The 19410-nt window shown below is 68.7% G+C and carries 23 protein-coding genes; 15 read left to right on the top strand and 8 right to left on the bottom strand.

Features of this window, described 5'->3' with window-relative positions:
- From PROKR_RS21320 to PROKR_RS32945, 5 genes are all read left to right on the top strand, one after another.
- Positions 1-275: substrate-binding domain-containing protein (locus tag PROKR_RS21320; RefSeq protein ID WP_036967035.1), on the top strand; the 275-nt coding region annotated here is incomplete at its 5' end.
- Between the two features lie 129 nt (positions 276-404).
- A complete protein-coding gene (locus tag PROKR_RS21315; protein WP_036967033.1) occupies positions 405-1574 on the top strand; it encodes a Gfo/Idh/MocA family protein in 1170 nt (389 codons plus the stop codon).
- Positions 1574-2671 (top strand): Gfo/Idh/MocA family protein, encoded by a 1098-nt coding sequence (locus PROKR_RS21310; RefSeq protein ID WP_036967029.1) that lies wholly within the window; start codon positions 1574-1576, stop codon positions 2669-2671. The genes PROKR_RS21315 and PROKR_RS21310 overlap by 1 nt, the downstream gene beginning before the upstream one ends.
- A 217-nt stretch (positions 2672-2888) precedes the next feature.
- Positions 2889-3209, top strand: coding sequence for a hypothetical protein (locus PROKR_RS32950; protein ID WP_157602413.1), 321 nt, complete (start codon positions 2889-2891; stop codon positions 3207-3209).
- A 314-nt stretch (positions 3210-3523) separates the two neighbouring features.
- Positions 3524-3664: a hypothetical protein gene (locus PROKR_RS32945; protein ID WP_157602410.1), complete on the top strand. Its 141-nt coding sequence runs from the start codon at positions 3524-3526 to the stop codon at positions 3662-3664.
- A 316-nt stretch (positions 3665-3980) separates the two neighbouring features.
- Here the strand turns inward: PROKR_RS32945 and PROKR_RS21305 are convergent, their stop codons facing one another.
- Positions 3981-4775 carry a MerR family transcriptional regulator gene (locus tag PROKR_RS21305; RefSeq protein WP_036967026.1) on the bottom strand — a complete coding sequence of 265 codons (795 nt, stop codon included), beginning with the start codon at positions 4773-4775 and terminating at the stop codon, positions 3981-3983.
- Between the two features lie 78 nt (positions 4776-4853).
- Between PROKR_RS21305 and PROKR_RS21300 the strand changes: the two genes are divergently transcribed.
- From PROKR_RS21300 to PROKR_RS21285, 4 genes are all read left to right on the top strand, one after another.
- Positions 4854-5216: a nuclear transport factor 2 family protein gene (locus PROKR_RS21300; RefSeq protein WP_036967024.1), complete on the top strand. Its 363-nt coding sequence runs from the start codon at positions 4854-4856 to the stop codon at positions 5214-5216.
- A 40-nt stretch (positions 5217-5256) separates the two neighbouring features.
- On the top strand, positions 5257-6045 hold the full coding sequence (locus PROKR_RS21295; RefSeq protein WP_084800584.1) for an SDR family oxidoreductase: 789 nt from the start codon (positions 5257-5259) through the stop codon (positions 6043-6045).
- 595 nt (positions 6046-6640) lie between these two features.
- Complete coding sequence (locus PROKR_RS21290; protein WP_036967021.1) at positions 6641-7051, top strand: cupin domain-containing protein; 411 nt, start codon at positions 6641-6643, stop codon at positions 7049-7051.
- Positions 7052-7063: 12 nt separating this feature from the next.
- Positions 7064-7915 carry an NAD-dependent epimerase/dehydratase family protein gene (locus PROKR_RS21285; RefSeq protein WP_036967017.1) on the top strand — a complete coding sequence of 284 codons (852 nt, stop codon included), beginning with the start codon at positions 7064-7066 and terminating at the stop codon, positions 7913-7915.
- A gap of 21 nt (positions 7916-7936) precedes the next feature.
- On the opposite strand, the gene pdxR is transcribed toward PROKR_RS21285, so the two are convergent.
- The 5 genes from pdxR to PROKR_RS21260 all read right to left on the bottom strand — a co-directional run bounded on the left by pdxR (position 7937) and on the right by PROKR_RS21260 (position 12445).
- Positions 7937-9358 carry a MocR-like pyridoxine biosynthesis transcription factor PdxR gene (gene pdxR, locus PROKR_RS21280; protein ID WP_036967014.1) on the bottom strand — a complete coding sequence of 474 codons (1422 nt, stop codon included), beginning with the start codon at positions 9356-9358 and terminating at the stop codon, positions 7937-7939.
- Positions 9355-10029: an HAD-IA family hydrolase gene (locus PROKR_RS21275; RefSeq protein WP_051433218.1), complete on the bottom strand. Its 675-nt coding sequence runs from the start codon at positions 10027-10029 to the stop codon at positions 9355-9357. The genes pdxR and PROKR_RS21275 overlap by 4 nt, the downstream gene beginning before the upstream one ends.
- Positions 10030-10127: 98 nt before the next feature.
- Complete coding sequence (locus PROKR_RS30895; protein WP_169736499.1) at positions 10128-11267, bottom strand: alpha/beta hydrolase; 1140 nt, start codon at positions 11265-11267, stop codon at positions 10128-10130.
- 147 nt (positions 11268-11414) lie between these two features.
- Entirely contained in the window at positions 11415-12011 is a 597-nt protein-coding gene (locus tag PROKR_RS21265; RefSeq protein ID WP_036967011.1) for a sigma-70 family RNA polymerase sigma factor family protein, read from the bottom strand.
- Positions 12008-12445 (bottom strand): hypothetical protein, encoded by a 438-nt coding sequence (locus tag PROKR_RS21260; RefSeq protein WP_051433216.1) that lies wholly within the window; start codon positions 12443-12445, stop codon positions 12008-12010. The genes PROKR_RS21265 and PROKR_RS21260 overlap by 4 nt, the downstream gene beginning before the upstream one ends.
- A 207-nt stretch (positions 12446-12652) precedes the next feature.
- On the opposite strand from PROKR_RS21260, the gene PROKR_RS30890 reads away from it, so the two are divergent.
- Together PROKR_RS30890 and PROKR_RS21250 are read left to right on the top strand one after the other, a co-directional pair.
- Positions 12653-13183 carry a copper resistance CopC family protein gene (locus tag PROKR_RS30890; RefSeq protein ID WP_051433215.1) on the top strand — a complete coding sequence of 177 codons (531 nt, stop codon included), beginning with the start codon at positions 12653-12655 and terminating at the stop codon, positions 13181-13183.
- Between the two features lie 50 nt (positions 13184-13233).
- Positions 13234-14181: an RNA polymerase sigma-70 factor gene (locus tag PROKR_RS21250; protein WP_245605914.1), complete on the top strand. Its 948-nt coding sequence runs from the start codon at positions 13234-13236 to the stop codon at positions 14179-14181.
- A 74-nt stretch (positions 14182-14255) separates the two neighbouring features.
- On the opposite strand, the gene PROKR_RS21245 is transcribed toward PROKR_RS21250, so the two are convergent.
- Entirely contained in the window at positions 14256-15002 is a 747-nt protein-coding gene (locus tag PROKR_RS21245; protein WP_036967008.1) for an SDR family oxidoreductase, read from the bottom strand.
- A 111-nt stretch (positions 15003-15113) separates the two neighbouring features.
- On the opposite strand from PROKR_RS21245, the gene sigJ reads away from it, so the two are divergent.
- The 4 genes from sigJ to PROKR_RS21230 all read left to right on the top strand — a co-directional run bounded on the left by sigJ (position 15114) and on the right by PROKR_RS21230 (position 17829).
- Positions 15114-16007 carry an RNA polymerase sigma factor SigJ gene (sigJ, locus tag PROKR_RS21240; RefSeq protein ID WP_036967005.1) on the top strand — a complete coding sequence of 298 codons (894 nt, stop codon included), beginning with the start codon at positions 15114-15116 and terminating at the stop codon, positions 16005-16007.
- A gap of 129 nt (positions 16008-16136) precedes the next feature.
- Positions 16137-17261 (top strand): lipocalin-like domain-containing protein, encoded by a 1125-nt coding sequence (locus PROKR_RS21235; protein WP_084800582.1) that lies wholly within the window; start codon positions 16137-16139, stop codon positions 17259-17261.
- A gap of 71 nt (positions 17262-17332) precedes the next feature.
- Positions 17333-17467 carry a hypothetical protein gene (locus PROKR_RS37885; protein ID WP_281171744.1) on the top strand — a complete coding sequence of 45 codons (135 nt, stop codon included), beginning with the start codon at positions 17333-17335 and terminating at the stop codon, positions 17465-17467.
- Positions 17464-17829, top strand: coding sequence for a hypothetical protein (locus PROKR_RS21230; RefSeq protein ID WP_211240194.1), 366 nt, complete (start codon positions 17464-17466; stop codon positions 17827-17829). Before PROKR_RS37885 ends, PROKR_RS21230 begins: the two co-directional genes overlap by 4 nt.
- A gap of 311 nt (positions 17830-18140) precedes the next feature.
- Here the strand turns inward: PROKR_RS21230 and PROKR_RS21225 are convergent, their stop codons facing one another.
- Positions 18141-19283 carry a Gfo/Idh/MocA family protein gene (locus PROKR_RS21225; protein ID WP_036966997.1) on the bottom strand — a complete coding sequence of 381 codons (1143 nt, stop codon included), beginning with the start codon at positions 19281-19283 and terminating at the stop codon, positions 18141-18143.
- Positions 19284-19410: the final 127 nt, after the last annotated feature.

Here is a 19410-nt window from a genome sequence, read left to right as displayed (position 1 = left end):
CCAACGACCACGTGGCGCTCGGGGTGCTGCGCGGGGCGGCGGAGCGCGGCTGGTCCGTGCCGGGCGACCTGGTGGTCACCGGCTGGGACGACGCCGACTTCAGCGCGTACACGATGCCGTCGCTCACCACGATCCCCGTGGACTTCGTCGAGGCGGGGCGGCGCGCGATGCGCCGGCTGGTCGCCGCCGTCCGCGACGAGGAGACTCCCCCGCCGACCGCGCCGCTGCAGCGGGTGGTGTGGCGGGAGTCGACGGGAGACCTGACCCGCCCTTGACATCCCGCGCACCGGACATGACGATGATGAACCGTCGCATCATACGTATGATGCGATGTGCGACGCCGCACCGCCTCCGCGCGACCGGCGCCGTTGCCGTCGTCGTCCAGGACGCCAACCGGAGGAAGCATGCTCAAGATCGGCATCGTCGGGACCGGCGGTATCGCCGGTGCGCACGCCGAGGGATATCGCCGCTTCGCGCAGGAGTGCGAGGTGGTCGCGGTCTGCGACATCGTCCCGGGCAAGGCCGCGGAGCAGCGGGCCCGGCTGCAGGTGCCCGAGGCGCGGGCCTACGAGAGCATCGAGGAGCTGCTGGCCGCCGAGCCGGACCTCGACCTGGTGAGCATCACGACGCCGCCGTCGTCCCACGCGGAGCTGACGATCACGGCGCTGCGCGCCGGCGTCGACGTGCTGGTCGAGAAGCCGATGGCGCCCTCGCTGGAGGAGTGCGACGCGATGATCGCGGCCGCCGCCGAGCACGACCGCGTGCTGTCCGTGGTGGCGCAGAACCGGTTCCGCGACGACATGGCCACGCTCAAGGAGGTGCTGGACTCGGGGCTGGCCGGGCCGGTCTCGCACGTCCAGGTGAACTCGGCGTGGTGGCGCGGCACGGCGTACTACGACCTGTGGTGGCGCGGCACGTGGGAGTCGGAGGGCGGTGGCTGCACGCTGAACCACGCGATCCACCACCTCGACCTGACGCAGTGGATGCTCGGCGCCCCGCGCGCCGTCACCGCCGTGCTGACCAACGCCGCGCACGAGAACGCCGAGGTCGAGGACCTCTCCGTGGCCGTGCTGCAGTACGACCGCGCCCTGGCGGAGGTGACCAGCTCGGTGGTGCACCACGGCGAGGAGCAGGCGATCGTGGTGCAGGGCCGCGACGCCCGCGTCTCGCAGCCGTGGAAGGTGGTGGCCTCGGCGGCCTCGCCGAACGGCTTCCCCGCGCCCGACGGCAACCCCGAGCGCGTGGCGAAGATCGAGGCGCTGGCCGCGGCCCGGCAACCGCTGGCCCACCTGGGGCACAACGGCCAGATCGGGGACACGCTCGAGGCCGTGCGGGACCGCCGCGTGCCCGCCGTCACGGGCGCCGACGGCCGCCGCGCCGTCGAGCTCGTCACCGCGATCTACCAGGCGGGCATCGAGCGCCGCACCGTCGACCTGCCGCTGCAGTCCGACGACCCCTACTACCGCACGGGGACGCTGGTGGCACGGGCGCCCCACTTCTTCGAGAAGACCGCGTCGGTGGGCGACCTGCCCGGCGCGATCACGGTCGGCAGCAGCAACCAGGAGGCAAACTGATGAACGCGACCAGCGGCGCCAACTACGCGCCCGAACCGGTGCCGGACCCCGTGGTGAGCGCGGGCGACTTCCCGTTCGCGGCGGTGCGGCTCGACCACGGCCACATCTACGGCATGGCCGAGGGCCTCCAGGCCGCGGGCGGCACCGTGAAGTGGGTGTACGACCCGGACCCGGCGAAGGTGGAGGCGTTCCGCGCCAAGTTCCCGGACGTGCGCGTCGCGCGCAGCGAGGACGAGGTGTTCGACGACGACGAGGTGCGCCTGGTCGCCGGCGCCGCCGTCACGTCGGAGCGCGCGGCCCTGGGCCTGCGTGCCATCGAGGCCGGCAAGGACTACTTCACGGACAAGGCCCCGCTGACCACCCTCGACCAGCTCGCCGCGGTCCGCGAGGCCACCGCGCGGACGGGACGCAAGTACGCCGTCTACTACTCCGAGCGCATCCACGTCGAGGCGGCGGTCCTGGCCGACCAGCTCGTCGAGCGCGGGTCGATCGGCCGCGTGCTGCAGGTCATGGGGCTGGGCCCGCACCGCCTCGGCACCGGCCGCCCGGACTGGTTCTTCGAGAAGGACAGGTACGGCGGCATCCTGTGCGACATCGGCAGCCACAACTTCGAGCAGATGCTGCACTACGCGGGCGCCAAGGACGCGACGGTCACGCACGCGGCCATCGCCAACTACAACCACCCGGAGCACCCGGAGCTGGACGACTTCGGCGAGGCCAACATCGCGATGGACAACGGCGCAGCCGGCTACTGCCGCGTCGACTGGTTCACGCCGGACGGCCTGCGGACCTGGGGCGACGGCCGCACGTTCATCCTGGGCACCGAGGGCTACATCGAGCTGCGCAAGTACACGAACGTCGCCACGGACGAGGGCCCGGGGCACGTCTTCCTGGTCAACGGCGAGGGCGAGCACCACCTGGTCGCGAAGGGCAACGTGGGCTACCCGTACTTCGGCCGGCTCATCCTCGACTGCCTGGAGCGCACCGAGACCGCGATGACCCAGGAGCACGCGTTCAAGGCCGCGGAGCTGAGCGTCCAGGCGCAGCAGCTGGCCCGGGTGCTCACACCCTCGGGCGAGGGCGCGGGCATCGCCTGACGGCCGACACGTCGACGGCCGGGTCGTCGCCCATGACGACCCGGCCGCTCGACAGCAAGCGGGCCGGGATCCGAGCCGGATGTGCACGAAGCGCTTCAGGCCGCCGCGTCCCGCGGGGCGCGCATCGCGTCGATCTGCTACGGCGCGTTCGCCCTCGCAGATGCCGTCCTGCTCAGCCCAGTACCTGCCGAAGACGGCAGCTGAAACCGTTCCGGTGGTGGCAGATGACGCGGTGGTCGGTGCTGGCGATCGCCCTGCCCACCGACCCGGCGACGCCGGGGGGGAGAAGTCCCGGCTCCGGCTGACACCAGAGTGCTGCAGGGACATCGATCGCCTGCTCGGCAGGCCCTATCTAGGACTCTCGCATCTGAACGTCGGCTTCGATCCGCACCGCTCGTTCCTGGCGCTACGACCGGGCTGGTCCGAACGCGAGATCGCGCGCCTCTACCTCCATGTGTACCGGGCGGCATCGCCCGTGCAGATCTTCAGGCTGGGTCGGGTTCTGGGCCTCGTGTCACCGATCGCACCGTCCGTCTGAAGCGCGCCCGACTGGCTCGCCATCCTGGTCAACCATGTGCACAACTTCGTCAGTCGGCGGTATGCATCGCTGGACGGCGCCCACGCAGCCTTCGTGGACCGGTGGACTCCCGCGTTCGTCGCCGAGGTTGCCGAGGCATCGGGCTTGTCACACGATCACGCGGTCCGGACAGCGCTCACGGCTCTCCTGACCGGCTCAGAAGGACTCAGGGGTCACGTCCGCGTGGCACCAAGTCCCACGCGTCGCTGGGAATCGGAGTCGTCATCGAGTTCACGGGCACCTACATCAACGACGAAGCAGGAATGGACGCGGCCGTGACCAGCCTGTCCTTCCACGGGCAGAGCAGAGGCATCCCGATCGCCGAGGTCCCGCCCGTCGTTCTGGCCGAGACCTACCGTGAATACCTGGAGATCTCTGCGGGAGGTGAGTACCGGCCCGCTGCGCGGGACCGCTGACCGTTTACCCGACGCCGCCGCCAGGCCCCAAGCCGATCCGGTCCCGGTGATGGAGGGTGACGTATCAGCGACGACGGACAGCACCCTCCGGACCGCACCCGCGAGATCACCAACAGGCGCGGCATGCGCCCCGGGGCGGTCGGCAGAAGCGCCGGGATGCCTGATGCGGCGTCCGTACCCAGCGCCGAACCCGGCCCGAATACCGTGGTCAGCAGCGATATCTCAGCCAACGCGAAGGTGCGCTGCCTGCACCTCGCCGGCCAGATACGCCCAGTGCACGCACGTCGTTCCACGATCCCGCTTCGCTCTGACCGCCTCAGACGACACGGAACACGGGCCAGCCGATCTCGGTGCGCCACTCGGCGGGATCGCTCGTGTCACGAGGCCCGACGACGTAGACCTCGCGTACCGGCCCGGCCACCGACATGGCGTTCTCCACCACCCAGGTCCCTAGCTGCCCGTACGTGACCTCGATGGCGTCGTGCTCGCCGACGTGGGTCGTGACTGCCAGTTCTGCAGCAGGCAGGACCACGGGGTGTACGCGCCCTGTGCGGGGTGGTGCAGCGGTCGGCAGGTAGACGGTCGAGTGACCTCGTTCCTGCTCGAACAGGGCGTTGTCGTAGGTGCCGCCCGGCGGTCCGGTCACGGCGGCGCCGACGGCTGCCTCCAGTTCGGCCATCGCGCCTGCGTACCAGGTCTCGACGTCGCGATGCCCGACCACGGCTTCCACCGCCGCGACCGTCTGGGCGGGCTCCGCGCGCAGCTGGACGTCGATCGGCGCGGGATCAGGCTGGAGCAGGCGGCGAAGCGACACCACCGCGGCCCGCGTGCGGTCGAGGACGTCCTCGAGGCGTTCCAGGTGGTCCGCTACCAGGGCCGTCCTGACACCGGGATCGGGGGTCCGCAGGATCCGCTGCACGTCGCTCAGAGGGACGTCGAGTTCACGGAGCCGGTGGATGACCTGCGCGGTCGGGATCTGGTCGACGCCGTAGTAGCGGTAACCGGTCATCTCGTCCACCACTGCCGGTTCCAGCAAGGCCGCCTCGTGGTAACGACGCAGGGTCCGCACGCTCAGGTGGGTCAGCCGCGAGAACTCGCCGATGGTCAGCATCCCCTCATTCTGAAGGCTCCCCCCGGGGGAGAGTCCACCGCTTGACCCTCCCGCAATCGGAGGCCACACGGTGGGCTCATGACACAGCACACCGATCTCCCGTCCGACCTGCTTCCGACCACCGTGCGCGACTTCCTCACCGCACACATCGCCTACGACGCCGACACCGCCTCGTCGTTCCTCACCGAGGACGCGGTGATCGTGGACCAGGACGAGACCTTCCGCGGCCGAGAGGAAACCCACCCGTTCCTGCGGGACGCCGGGTCCGAGTTCGAGTACACGACCGAGCAGGTCGGCGCCCACCGCGTCGACGACATCCACTGGGTGGTCACCCTGCGTCTCGAGGGCACCTTCCCGGGCGGCGTCGCCGAGCTCGACTACCGGTTCGCGCTGCGGGACGGCCTCATCACCGAGCTCGTCATCGCCAACCACCCAGCCTGACCGCACCATGCCACACCACGTCGATCTCCACGGGAGAAAAATGTCTATCTCAGATCGCGACCGTCTCGACGGTCGCCGGGCACTGGTCACGGGCGGCTCGAAGGGCTCGGGCAAGGCAGTCGTCGAGAGGCTGCGAGAGCTGGGCGCCGACGTGTACGTGACGGCGCGAACGATGCCCGACGGGTACGAGCACCCTGACCGCTTCATCGAAGCGGACATCGTGACGGCGGCGGGTACCAACGCTGTGGCTGCTCGTATCGCAGAGGCTGGCGGCGCACTCGACATCCTGGTGCATGTCGTCGGAGGGGCATCCACCCCGTTCGGTGGATTCGCGGTCATCACCGACGACCAGTGGTTCACCGAGCTGAACCTCAACCTCCTCGGGGCCGTACGGCTGGACCGCGCCCTCCTCCCTGCAATGATCAAGGCCGGGTCGGGCGTGGTGGTGCACTTCACCTCGATTCAGCGAGAGCTGCCCCAGTACGACGCGTCCTTGGCCTACGCGGCGGCGAAGGCCGCGCTGCGCACCTACAGCAAAGGGCTTGCCAACGAGCTCGCTCCGCGCGGCGTCCGGGTCAACGCGATCAGCCCCGGCGGCATCGAGACCGAAGCCTACGAACAGTTCGTGGACCGGATCGCCGAGGGCAACGGGCTCACCCGTGAAGCAGCCAAGCAGACCATCTACGAGTCCCTCGGAGGAGTACCCCTGGGCCGGTTCGCGAACACCGAGGAGATCGCGGACCTGGTCGGGTTCCTCGTCTCGGACCGCGCCTCGGCGATCGTCGGCGCCGAGTACGTGATCGACGGCGGCACCGTGCCGACCGTCTGAACCGGGCCCCGGCTCGGAGCGCCTACCGAGACGAGCCCCGTCTGTTCGCGATCGTCGTACCCGCCGCAGCCCGGAAAAGCGCTCAGGCCCGGAGATCCGTGGATCTCCGGGCCTGGCATTTGTAGTGGGGGCAGGATTTGAACCTGCGACCTCTGGAACACGTCGTGCCCGAGATGTCCAACTACGGAAGGGTCTGGAGTCGGCGGGATCTACCATTAGTTTCTCGGGAGATACCCCAACTAGCAGGCAAGATGCTACCGCAGCCTCGATGGAGGCGCTTGGGCGTGGCTGGACCTGTCAGGACTGAATCTGTTGCGTTCTTGTTGCGGGGCTCGAATCCTGGTAGAGCGCGGGCACAACCCAGCCGTCGGCGTTCCCGGCTTGGGTGGTTCAGCGCGGTCAGGGCCTCCATAAATGCCCTCATGGACTCCCCGCTCGTCCTGGCCAGCCTGCCCTACGCCCTGGGGCGTCGTCATACTCGGCTTGGTCTCAGCATGACCATGGACCACCTCCGCCGGGTGCTTCGAACTGGTCCAGACTCGCGACACCGAAGTGGACTAGGTGCGTGTGCCGGGACGCGCCTAACGTCGAAGACATGACAGATCTGTTCCCCAAGACCAATTCAGTCCTCTCGATGCTGCTCTCGGAGACCCCGCCCATCCCGGCTGGTTCCGACGTGATGACAGCCACGATCGAGCTGCCACCCGGCGACCAGGGCACCCCGCCGCACCGGCACTCGGGGCCGGTCTTCGGCTACATGCTCGAAGGCGAGATGCTCTTCGAGCTCGAGGGTGAGCCCGAACGACTGATCAAGGCCGGCGAGGCGTTCTGGGAACCAGGTGGCGACCTGATCCACTACCGGGCCGCGAACAACCTGCCCGACGCGTGGAGCCGGTTCGTCGTGGTGATGATCTGTGCGCCGGGACAGGACATGATGACGTTCCCGGACGCCGAGGAACTGGCGGCACGAGCCCACCTTCGCGCCCCGCGCGCAGGCGCCCACTGAGGAGGACGAACGATGCGGATCTTCCTTGCTGGTGCTTCCGGCGCCATCGGCCGCCGGGTGATCCCCGCACTGCTCGCCGAGGGCCACGACGTCGTGGGCCTTGCCCGGGGCCGCGACTCGTACGACACGATCGACTCGCTGGGCGCTACGGCGGTCCTCGGCGATGTGTACGACGCCTCCACGCTCACCGAGACTGTTCGCACTGCCCGCCCAGACGTCGTGATGCACCAGCTGACCGACCTGGCGGCAGGTGACCGCACTGCGAACGCCAGGCTCCGCACCATCGGGACCCGCAACCTGGTCGACGCCGCGAAGGCGGCTGGTGTGCGTCGGATGGTCGCCCAGAGCATCTCGTGGGCCTACGAACCGGGTGCGGAACCTGCCACGGAGGACACTCCCCCGGACCTAGAGTGCGAACCGGATCGGCGCGGCATGGTCGAAGGCGTCGCCAACCTGGAGAACGCCGTCCAAGGAATGCCTGAGTGGGTGGTCCTGCGCTACGGCACGCTCTACGGCCCGGGAACCTGGTACGAGCCCGGCGGCCTGATGGCTACGGCGGCCCGAGACCGACGGCTGCCGGCGACCGCGGACGTCTCGAGCTTCGTGCACGTCGACGACGCCGCCCGGGCGGCGGTGGCGGCCCTGCACTGGCCGTCCGGCCCGGTCAACATCTGCGACGACGAACCCGCACCCGGCCACGAGTGGGTCCCGGTGTTCTACGCCCTCGCCGGGCTCCCAGAGCCCACCCTGGTGGAAGGCGAACGTGCAGGCTGGGCCCGGGGCGCCGACAACACGCGGGCCCGCAAGACGCTGGGCTGGGTGCCGGGTCGAAAGTCGTGGCGTGCGGGGCTCACCGAGAACTGACCATGCTCGGTAGCGAGGGGCCTACCACCCGGTGACGGCGGCGCCGTCGAGAACCCGTGCGAGAACGTCGAGCGCGTGTCGCCACGAGTGCTGTGGAGGCGTGGCGTAACCGAGCACCAGCCCACCGCCGTCTCGTTCGGTCGAGTGCCAGTAGCGGGCGGTGTGCAACCCCATCAGGCGAACACCCGCAGCCAGACCGGCGTCGACGAGGTGTTTCTCCTCCTGCTGCGAGGACAAGGGCAGCAGCGTGTGCAATCCGGCCGGGACCCCGTCGAGCCGGACGTTGGTCTGAGTTGCGAGCCGGGCAGACAGCTCGGCGCGTCGCTTGCGGTAGCTCTGCCTGGCGCGCCGGACGTGCCGGTCGTAGTCACCGCGGTCGAGCAGGTCGGCCAGCGCGAGCTGGTCCGGTGCGCCAACCGTGGTTCCCATGGCCGCCATGGCATCCAGCACCGCTATGCGTAGTCGAGCCGGCAGGACCAGCCATCCGACCCGCAGCCCCGGCGCCAGTGCCTTGCTGGTACTGCCCGCGAAGACGACCCGGTCGGGCGCCAGTGCTTGCATGGCTCCTACGGGCCGCTTGTCGTAGCGGAACTCGCCGTCGTAGTCGTCCTCGATGACGAAGCCGTCCCGTGCGTCGGCCCAGTCCACGAATGCTGCGCGCCGCGCAGGGCTGAGCACCACACCACGCGGGTGCTGGTGTGCCGGCGTCAGCAGCACCGCACCCGCACCAGGGGCAATGCAGGCGGGATCCGCTCCCTGTGCGTCGACCGGCAAGGGCGAGGTCCCCAGATCGCCGGCGTGGATGATTCGCCGGTGGTGGGCGAGCCCCGGGTCCTCTGTGGCGATCACGCCTGCACCGCAGTGGCGTAGCGCGTGCGTCAACAGCGCCAGGCTGTGCGCGAATCCACTGGTGATCACGACGGCGCGTGCGTCGGCCTGCACTCCACGTGCCCGGGAGACGTACGTCGCCACGGCCTCGCGCAGTGCCAGCAGCCCCGCGGGGTCGCCGTAGTCCATGCTGTGGTAGTCCGCCGCCGCCAGAGCTCGTCTGACGCTGGTCGCCCACAGGGCGCGCGGGAACATGCTGAGATCTGGCCTGCCCGGCCGCAGGTCGATGAGCTGACGCGTCACGAGGTCCTGCACTGGAGCACGCGGACCGGCTTGGGTTGGCGATGGCCTTGTCTCGGCGACGCGGGTGCCCGAACCTGTCACGCTGACCAGCCAGCCTTCCGCCGCTAGCTGGGTGTACGCCTCCACGACTGTGCCGCGTGCGATCCCGAGGTCATCGGCGAGACTGCGCGTTCCCGGCAACCGGGTCCCCGCAGGCAGCCGGCCGGACGCTACGGCCTTCCTCAGCGCGGCCTCGATAGACCGCGCCCGAGAGTCGGAGCCGGTACCGATGTCGATGTGCAGGTCGATGCCTGGCCTCTGTCGTCCCGTCATGCCCGTCGCTCGCCGACTGCCGGTGTCGTGTCATATGCCTCGGTGAGCACGATGCCGTTCTCGGTCCAGCGCACCGAGGTGAGATCAGGGACGACGGCTTCACAGCCGAGCCCGCGTGCCGAGTCGCCGACGCCGAGCACAGCTCCCACCCCCGCGGCGCGTGCCGAGCGGATGCCGTGTGCGCTGTCCTCGAGCACGACGCAGTCGGCCGGGGGAATCCTCAGTCGTTCCGCCGCCCTCAGGTACGGGTCTGGCGCCGGTTTGCCCGCGGCGACGTCCTCGGCCGACACGAGCACGGCGGGCAGCAGGATACCCGCAGCGGCCAGGCGAGCGGTGGCAAGGTCACGGGACGCGGAGGTGACGACCGCTCGCGATGTCCCCGGTATCGAGGCCATGAGCTGGGTGGCGCCCTTGATCGCCACGGTCCGGTCGGAGGTCCTGATCTCGAGCGCATCGATCTCGGCTGTCGCGGGGCCGACCTCGGCCGCGTGCAGGAACCGCGCGACGGTCTCACGCGACCTGCGCCCGTGCACGCCCGCCAGCACGTGGCTGGGGTCGAGCCGGTGACGCAGCGCCCATGAGTGCCATGCCGCTTCGCCTGCGGCCTTGGAGTCAACGAGTACACCGTCGCTGTCGAACAGGACAGCACAGGCGTGCAGGACAAGGTTCATCGGATGCTCCCAGGACGAGGAGAGGCAGGTGATGTCCGCTCCGCACGACGCACCCACAGTTCGGGTGGGCCGTGCGGAGCGGATGCGGGCTATGGCGGCTAAGGGTGCCGGTGTCTGTCGAGCCATTCAACGACGTCGGCGGCGGCACCACCGTCGCTCCGGGGACCGAGGACCGTGTAGTGGTCCGCACCGGGGTATAGCCTGAACTCGGCGGCCGTGCCACTGCCGCGAGCGTTACGGACAGCCTGCTGGGTCACCGCCTTCTTGATCGAAGGATCGGCGTCACCTTGCAGCAGCAGCATCGGCCCCGGGGTCCTGCCTCTGGGCACGCTCTGCTCGTCCAGCCATCCCTGCACCTGCAGTGCCGCCGCCGAGTTCTGAGGCGTGAACTGGTAGTCGTTCAGCTCTGTGCCGAGGTCGGCGGAGAACTCCTCCCAGATCTGGTCGGTGCATACCTGGCTGACCCGCGGCAGCAGGTCCAGGGCCTGCTTCCCGAGATATTGGTCGAACCGCAGGTCCGGATGCTCGGTCCGCAGACCGTGGAGGGCCAGCAGGTAGAACCCGCGGTCGACAGGACCAGGTGAGCCGTACGAATAGGCCTGCCCGACATTGGTCACCGGTGCGAGCCCGATCGTGCCGCGGAAGTCCAGGCCCTTGCCGTAGGTGTGCGCCATCTCGCCCGCGGCGATGGCGGCCTGACCACCCTGTGAGTGGCCCACGCTGAAGTAGGACTTCGAGAGCGTCGGCTCGGCCTGGATGGCCGCACGCACAGCGTCGATGACCCCGCGGCCTTCGCTGTCGGCCACGATGTAGGGGTGGTCGCCCCTGGTACCCAGTCCCTCATAGTCGGTCGCAGCTACCGCGTATCCGGCCTCGAGCAACTGTGTGACGAACCCGGCGTAGCCGAACAGGTCGACCTTGCCGTCCTCGTTCAGCGCGGTCGAGGGAGCGCACTGGTCGATGATGCCGCTGGAGCCGTGTGCCCACGACACGATCGGCCAGCCGTGCTCCGGCGCTGCTCCTTTGGGTGTGAGCAATGCGCCGCTGACCACGATGTCGCGACCGGACAGCGACTTCGAGCGATAGGTGATGCGGTCCGCTCGTTCGGCGGCCGCTGCAAGGGACGGGTCGAGCTCGTCGATGGCCTCGGCGGTAAGCAGCGTCCCCGCGCCGAGACGACCGGAGTCCGGCTCCGGCCGCTCCGCGATGACCCCGGGTCCGGTCCGGGCCTCGACCACGGTCGGGATCGTCAGGGGCGTTGTTGCGGTGGCCATCAGGACGATCGCAACGCCTGTTGCGGCGCGACGGATCCTGGCGCTGTGTCTCATGGTGGTACTCCTATGGTTTGTCTGACGGTGAGGGTGGGACGTTTCTCAGGCCATTGATCAGCCCCCTCCTCGTGGTGTGTCGCCTCGGCTGGGCTTGTCCGGGCCGGCGACCAGCCAGACCTGCGTCACGGACTTGTGGAGCACCTCAGCCGCAAGAAAGCCGACAGCCAGCTCGTCGTACCGCCCGATGAGCCATGGCACTCTGCCGACGACCGCCAACTCCAGGGCAGGGGGCTCGCCGCCCACGATGTCGATCAGGAGAGCTGCCACATCCCTCGACCCGCGTACTGGCACGCGCAGGCGCCCGGCACCGGGGCCGCCATCGATGAAGACCTCGACGTCAGCGGACAAGAGTCCGATGACCGCCTCTTTGTCCCCGCCGCGCCATGCCGACCTGAGCTGTCTGAGGGCCGTGATGGGTTCGGTGACCAGCGCGGCACGGTCGCGCCGCAGCCTCGCCCGAGCGGTGGCGACCAACCCTGCAAGATCGTCCTCGGAGCAACCCACGAACGTGGCCACGAGAGCGGTGTCGTGCGGGAAGGCACCGAGGAGAAGCAGAGCGGCGGCTTCCTGGGGGCCAAGGGCTCGCAGCGCGGCACGCAGGACGTAGTCGAGGATCGCCGCGTCAGCGTCTCGTCCACGCAGCGCGGTCACGGGTTCGCCGGCACTCCGCTGTTGACCTGGACGCGCGCCGCCCGTCGGTCGCGGGCAGCCGTGAGCAGGATGACGCCGATCCCCAGGAGCGCGACAACACCGTTGGCGAGAGTCAGGGTGATCGCTTCACCGAGAGTGAAGTTCTCCAGGTTGACCAGGTGGTAGAAGAAGTGCGGTACGGCGAAGATCGAGTACGCGATTGCCGCGGGGACGACGAAGTGGGCTTTGGGCCGGACCATGGCGATACCGAGCAGCAGGGCGATGCCGAGGGTCGCGCCGCCGAAGTCCCTCGCGTAGTGCTCGCTGAACGGTGGTGTGAGATCGACTGTCGGGAAGTGGGTGTAAAACGTCTCGGGCGAGATGGCGTTCCATGCCCCGACGACAAGCTCGTCGGCGAACAGGACGGCCAGTGCGATGCGAATGATCAACGTCACAGTTCAGGCTCCTCGGTAGGCGTTCTCGCACGCACATCGGCGAGATGGCGCTGTTTCTGCGCCATCTGGGCGCGGGCTTGCATCGAAGACCGCGCAGCAACCCCGGTTCGTGACACCGGATCTGTCACGAACGAGGTTCGCTGTGCGGTCTGAGGTGGTGACGCCGCCCTCGCGGCGGCAGAACAGTCGTCACCGGGAGAAGCACCAATGGGCAAGCGAATACCTGCCGCACTCGCCTTCCTGATCGTCGCGGGCCTGTCCGCTTCACCGCTGGGCGCGGGGCAGGCCTCGGCCCATACGACCGTCGCTTCGGCGCAACCCACGTACAACGAGGCTCTCGAGCGGCGGCCGTCCTCGGTTGCTCTGACCTTCACCTCGGACATCCAGACGGATGCCACCACCGCGACCGTCGTGGTCCAGGACGAGGACGATCGCGACTGGGCGGACGGAACCGTCCTCGTCACCGCGACCGGCGTCGAGCAGGCGCTCGACCCCGCACTGCCCGACGGGCGGTATCAGGTGCGCTGGAGCGTCGTGTCCGCGGACGGGGCCCCCCTCGACGGGAGCTACCGCTTCACCGTCGGTAACGTCCCACCGGAGTCGAACCCCTTGGACGTGCCGCTGACAGAGGGACGGTCGGACTGGTTCCGTGCCGTGGCGTACGTCTTGGTGGGCACGCTGCTCAGCGCGACCGCCTACGCCCTTTGGGCTACTTATCGCCGCAGGCCGTCCGTGTGACCGGGCTCCGGTCTCGGCGAGGCTCGTCGACGGCACGTGACTATGTGCCCGTGCAGAACGTGCCCACCGTCGGCAGACTCGTCGAGAGCAAGCAGGTGAACTTCGCTGACCCGACGGAAAGGACTACGGTGTCGCAGCTGAGCCAGGCGGCCGAGGTATTCGAGAGCAACCGGCGGCGGCTGTTCGGAATCGCCTACCGCATGCTCGGCACCGTGGCGGACGCCGAGGACATCGTCCAGGACGCGTGGCTTCGCTGGCAGGCGACCGACAGGTCCGTCGTCCTGAACACGGAAGCGTTCCTGGTCACGACCGTCACCCGGCTGTCCATCAACGCCGTGACGTCGGCCCGGGTGCGCCGGGAGTCCTACATCGGCCCGTGGCTCCCGGAGCTCGTCCCGACTGGCGACGACCCGTCCCTCGGAGCCGAGCGCGCCGAGGCGCTCAGTGTCGCGATGCTGACACTGATGGAACAGCTCTCGCCGAGCGAGCGAGCCGTGTACGTCTTGCGTGAGGCGTTCGACTACCCCTTCCGGCAGATCGCCGAGGTCCTCGAGACCAGTGAGGCCAACGCTCGGCAGCTCGCCCGACGTGCCCGCGACCACCTCGCCGGCCAACGACGGGCACCCGCGCAGCACCAGGAGATCTCCCGCCTGCTGGACGCCTTCCTCTCCGCAGCCCGCTCCGGCAACCTCGACGAGCTCGAACGGCTTCTCGCCCAGGACGTCGTCAGCATCTCCGACGGTGGCGGCAAGGTCACCGCCGCCCGTCAGCCCGTCACCGGCCGCGACCGAGTCGCCCGCTTCCTGCTCGGAGCCCTCCGGCAGTTCGGACAGGGCGCGACCTTCGAGATCTCCGACGCCAACGGCGGGTCCTGTCTTCTCATCGAGCAGGGCGATGAGCTGCTGGCCATGGCGACCGTGAGCTCTGGTGAGGGCGTGATCGACGGTATCTATCTGGTCCGCAATCCCGACAAGCTCGGCTCGGTGCAGTCCTCCTGAACGCGCCGACGGCCACGATGCCGACGTCGCCGCAGGGGCGACGTCGGCATCGTGACGCGGGCAACTGGCGCCAACTAGCATGCGGCGGTCCCGAGCCATTCGTCGAAGGACTGCTGGCCCAGGCGTGTGCCCGGGTCTGGCAGGAACGTACCTTCGCGCATGCCGCGCCCCCAGGCACCCGGCACGAACACCTCCAGGACCGGGCGCGGCCTGCCGGTCGATTGCAGGAAACGGCGAACCATGTCGCTCACACGTTCCGGACGCGGGCCCGCGAGGTCCGGCACCAGCCCGCGAGGCTCACCCAGGGCGATGCTTGCCAGCTCGGCCGCAACCTCGACCGCCGCGATCGGCTGTGCGCGCATCTGCGGGACGATCTGCACCGGCCCCACCCGGCCCTGACGGATGAGGACCTCGGTGAGCTCATGAAACTGCGAGGCGCGCAGCAGAGACCAGCCGCCGGGTACCGCCATGATCATCTTCTCCTGGGCGACCTTGCCCGCGTAATAGCTGGCAGGGACCTTCGCCGCGTTGACCACGGACAGCGCGACGTGGTGGCCCACGCCGGCCTTTCGCTCGGCCGAAAGCAGGTTGCGTGTGACGCTCTCGAAGAACGCCAGAGACTTCTTGGCCGAGGCAGTGTTCGTCGACGAGACGTCTACCACGGTGTCGATTCCTCGCAGCGCATCGGCGAGGCCGGCGCCGTCGAGCAGGTCGACGCCAGAGGCTCGGGTGAGCACGACCGGCTGGTGTCCCGCGGCGCGCAGTGCGTCAACGACGTGTCGTCCGACGGTGCCGGTGCCGCCGGCCACGGCGACCTTCATGCTTCGAGAGTGAGAGTTCATGCCTAGTAGGACGACGTGGTCGTGCGTGATGTCAGGTGTTCGCCTGACATTCGGTCGTGCTGTCTCGTCTTCTAGGGGCGGGAGGTTCCCATGACCAACGACGAACCGGCCATCGACCAGGCACTCGCTGAGCGGCGGCACCTGATGTCGCTCGCGTTCCGGATGCTTGGCACGATCGCCGAGGCCGAGGACGCCGTCCAGGAGACCTACGTGCGCTGGTGGCGCATGGGCAGGGAGGAGCGTGTGGCCGTGCAGGCGCCGCGCTTCTGGCTGCAGCGCGTCACGAGCCGCATCTGCCTGGACATGCTGGGCTCGGCGCGTGCCCGGCGTGAGGAGTACGTGGGTCCCTGGTTGCCCGAGCCGCTGCCGTCCCAGGTGTTCTCCCGCCCTGAGCTGGACCCGGCCGACCAGGTCTCGCTCGATGACTCGGTGAGTTCGGCGCTGCTGGTGGTGCTCGAGACGATGACGCCTGCCGAACGAGTCGCCTTCGTGCTGCATGACGTGTTCGCGGTCCCGTTCGACGAGATCGCTGCCACGGTGGGCCGCAGCCCAGGCGCCTGCCGCCAGCTGGCCTCCTCTGCCCGGCACCGTGTCGAGCAGGCACGAGATCGGCGCGCCACGAGACGTGAGCACGATGACGTCGTGCGAGCCTTCGCCTCGGCCGCGCGCAGTGGCGACGTCCAGGCGCTGATCACGGTCCTCGACCCCGGCGCCGTCCTCCGCTCCGATGGTGGCGGGGTCGTCACCGCCGCGCGCCACCCGGTTGTCGGCGCTGAACGGGTGGCCCGGTTCATCGCCGGGGTCGTGCACAAGTACCCCGGCTGCGACGTGCTGGAGCAGGAGACGCACGACGGTCTCGGCTTCGCCATCTGGGACGAGGGCCACATCATCGGTGTCGTGACCCTCGATGTCTCTGAAGGGGTGGTGACTGACGTGCGTCTGGTGCTGAACCCGGAAAAGCTCTCATCCTGGAAGACGCCTTAGCTCATAACGCTCCCTGCCATGTGACGAGCACGACTCCTTGTGCGGCATCTCGGTCCTGACACCTGGGTGAGCCACGTCGTCCTTATATATGGGGCGCACTCGTGCCTCACCGAGACGAAGGATCAACCCATGAGTGTCGAAAAGACGTCCAGTCGAACCGCCGACCGCGGCCCAGGCACACCGCACCGCGCGAGCATCGCGCACGACGACGCGGACTTCCGACGCCTCGGCCTCGCCCGCGAGCAGGTCGCCACGTGGGAGGACGGCGCACGGACCGACGGGCGTCGCGGCACGTACGAGTGGTGGTACTTCGACGCGCACCTGGACAACGGAGCCAAGCTCGTCGTCATTCTCATGACCAAGGACCTCTCCGCGCCGAAGAAGCCGCTCAGCCCGCAGATCCGGCTCAACCTCGACCTGCCCGACGGGCGCAGCTACGCCATCGTCAAGGACTTCCCGGCCGCCTCGTTCTCCGCCTCGACCAAGGGCGCCGACGTGGTGATCGACGGCAACACGTTCGCCGGTGACCTGTCGCACTACGAGATCCACGCGGAGGTCGACGGCATCAAGGTGGACGTCACGCTCGACGCGCAGGTGCGCCCCTGGCGCCCGCAGACCGGCTACCTCGTCTTCGGCGCCGAGCGGGACCTGGAGTTCTCCTGGCTGCCCTCCGTGCCCCAGGGGTCGGTCCGCGGGAGTTACGAGGTCGAAGGCACCCGCACCGAGATCACCGGCATCGGTTACCACGACCACAACTGGGGCAACGTCGGGATGATGTCGATCATCCACGACTGGTACTGGGCACGCGGCCAGGCCGGACCGTATTCGGTGATCGCGTCGTACATCACGGCGCACGAGAAGTACGGATACGAGCCCATCCCGATCTTCATGCTCGCCAAAGACGGCCAGATCGTCGCCGACGACGCCTCGCTCGTTAACTTCGAGGCGACCGACATCCGCACCGACCCGAAGACGGGCAAGCCCGTCGCCACCGTGACCACGTACATCTACGACGACGGGACTGACCGGTACATCGTCACCTTCACCAAGCACCGCGACCTGCTCGCGAACACCTTCCTGGAGCAGATGAGCGGGTGGCGCAAGACCGCCGCCCGCCTGATCCGGTTCGACGGCGCCTACCTGCGGTTCGTCGGCGAGCTGCGGATCGAGCGACAGTCGCCGGACGGGCACGTGCTGGAGACGCACACCGACGAGGCGATCTGGGAGCTCATGTACTTCGGTCACGCCCGCTAGACACCGTGGCCGGTCACACCTCCGACATCCCGCATCCATCACGCCTCGCCCCTCACCGAAAGTAGAACGTCGTGCTCATCGCACTCTGGATCATCAATGCCGTGCTCGCCCTGGTCTTTCTCACCAGCGGTCTGACCAAGGTCACCCGCACCTTGAACCGTCTGGTCTGCTTGCCGAGGTCGTGGGCGAAGCAGGGTCGGTGGTGAGCATCGACATCGACCCGTGGGTCACGGCGCGCGCTGTGGAGTGCCTGGCGGCGACGGGGTACGGCGAGCGGGTGGCGGTCCTGACCGGTGACGGCGAGCTCGCGGTCGAAGGGCATGGCCCGTTCGACGCGATCTTGGTGACGGTCGGTGCGTGGGATATCGCGCCGGCCTGGTTGGACCAGCTGTGCCCCCAGGGCTTGCTGGTCCAGTACAGGTGGCTCTTGCGCGCGCGGTCGGGCAGATTCCACGAGCTGGTGCCCTGCCTGGAGGATGCCGGTTCGAACCGAAGTGGGACGGATTCCTTCACTGAACTTGTCAAGCGGCAGTGGGGCAGGGTTGAGATCCTTCGGCGAACAGGCTAGCGGCCCGACCGGATGCCCCGGATTGCGCGAGGTTGATTCCAGGGAATCACGGAGGGCTGCTTCGAGCTGGACGACCGTCGCCGCGACCCGGGCAGGGTCGGACACCCGCCGCTGCTCACCTGGCGCGGGGACCTCGACCGCGGTGGACGAGCGACGCAGTCGGCGCCGCATTGAAGAAGAGGGATGGAGGGCGAGGTCCCGCTGGTCAGCAGAGTCCTTCGACACGGTACGGGTCAGCTCTGTGTGATCAAGTCAGGGTTAGCTCGCGGATCGCCATCTCCTCGGGTCCTGCGGCAGTGCCTCTCCCGGGTTCAAAGACTGGAGTTCATTCGGTCGGGGCGGGACAGATGCTGCCGATGACCTGTTTCAGCGGCCCGTGTGATCGCCTCGAGTACCCGGTGGCGATCGAGTGCGACCGCGAAATCCGGCGCAACGGCGGTTCCGTCGCGGAGGTCGGCGGCGAACTGGGCGTAGAGGCGGGCGACCCCTGCCGCGGGTGCGTCGAGCTGCAGGTCGGGAGCCGCATAAGCGGGGGGCACCTGTAGCACTTGGACAGGCTCGCTGCCGCGGCGCAGCGTGATGGTGAAATCGGTGAAATGGAGGTAACCCGACGCCGACTCAACACGCACACTGCCCTCGGTGCCCTGGATCTCCCATACCATCGACGAGCCGGCAGACTGCCCGGCACTGTAGTGCAGCGAAGTGACGATCCCGCCTTCGAGAACACCGGCGACCACGATCTCATCCGGCGCGTCCTTCGGCAGCGACGCGCCATCGGAGAGGCGGACGCCGTCACCACGCTGATTGGCGACGACGGCGGACAGACTCTCGAACGTGCCGAGCACGCGCGCAAGCGGTTCGAGCCCGTGGCCGAGCATGATGCTCAGAAGCGTGGCGCCATGCTCTGCGCGAGCCATGTACTCGACCGGCGGGTCATATCGGCCGACCCACATGTCGTCGGCCAGATGCGCCCGGATGCTCGTGCTGAGCGGCTTGCCGATCACGCCTTGCGCGATGAGGTCGCGAAGGAAGAGGATCGGCGGGTGCAGGCCGCCCTGCAACCCGACAACCGTTCGCAGCTGCCGCTCACGGGCAAACCCCTCCAGCGCTTCGGCCTCCGACAGGTTTCTTGCGAGCGGCCATTCGCAATAAACCATCTTGCCCGCGGCCAGCGCGTCGGAAACGATCTGCATGTGCTCCGGCACCTTGACCGCGACCAGCACCAGGTCGACCTCCGGTCGCACGACCAGAGCCTCATGTGTGTCGAAGGCGAGATCGGCGCCCAGCCGACGAGCGGTCGCGGCCGCGCTCTCCATACGAGTCGTACTGACGGCGCGGATCTGGAACGCGTCGAGCGCCTGGAGCGCCGGGACGTGAGCAATTCCGCCCCAACCTCGGTCGGCACTGGCCCCGATAAGGCCGACGCCGATTCGGGTATTTGCTGAATTCGTCATGAGTATGCTCCTTGTGCAGCCCGCGCAACGCTCTCCGCGCTGCGTCACGATGATCGTTTCCGGACACATGCGTGGGCACTCGGGCTCACCATGGCGAACGGAAATAATTGCTCGCTCGCCATAGTGA

This window comes from Promicromonospora kroppenstedtii DSM 19349, assembly GCF_000515355.1.
GTDB classification, from domain to species: domain Bacteria; phylum Actinomycetota; class Actinomycetes; order Actinomycetales; family Cellulomonadaceae; genus Promicromonospora; species Promicromonospora kroppenstedtii.
Note: the sequence above shows the minus strand (reverse complement) of the source record. Positions and strands in the feature narration are given on the sequence as shown.